Annotated in this window: 1 protein-coding gene; it reads right to left on the reverse strand. The window is 67.8% G+C overall.

All coding sequences use genetic code 11. The features are described 5' to 3' along the window. A partial coding sequence (locus D1614_RS28690; RefSeq protein ID WP_119440534.1) for an NAD(P)H-dependent glycerol-3-phosphate dehydrogenase occupies positions 1-550 on the reverse strand: 550 nt, incomplete at both ends.

Consider the following 550-nt stretch of genomic DNA (forward strand, 5'->3'; position numbering starts at 1 on the left):
GGCACCGCCCACTTCCACACCGACGAGGTCGTCGCTGGCGTACACGCGCATCGCGTGAGGGTGAAAACCGCGCTGTGTCAGCTTGCACAGTGCCGCACTGGTCGAAGCGACCGTCATGGCGCACGGCAAACCCTGCGCGACTTCCTTGGCGAAACTCGGCCCCGACAGCACACCAACGGCGAGGTCCGTACGGCCCGACGCCTTCAGCACATCGGCAACGATGGCGTGCGGCAGCGCGCTGGTCTCGGGGTCGAAACCCTTGCATAGCCAGATCAGGTTGCGCACACCGCCGTGCGCGGCAATCGTGCGCGCGAGATCGGCCAGCCCCGCGACGGGTGAGGCAATGACGGCAAGCGCGTCGTCGCCCGCCGCATGGTCGAGCGCGCCCTGCAAATCAGCGGAAAAATGCAACGACGCCTGCAACGCGATGCCCGGCAGATACGGCGCGTTGATGTGCGTGGCGGCCATTTGCGAGACGAGGCTCGCGTCACGCCCCCACAGCACGACGTCGTGCGATTGCGCGGCGTGGCTGGCGAGGGCAGTGCCCCAG

This window comes from Maribellus luteus, from assembly GCF_003576475.1.
Taxonomy (GTDB): domain Bacteria; phylum Bacteroidota; class Bacteroidia; order Bacteroidales; family Prolixibacteraceae; genus Draconibacterium; species Draconibacterium luteum.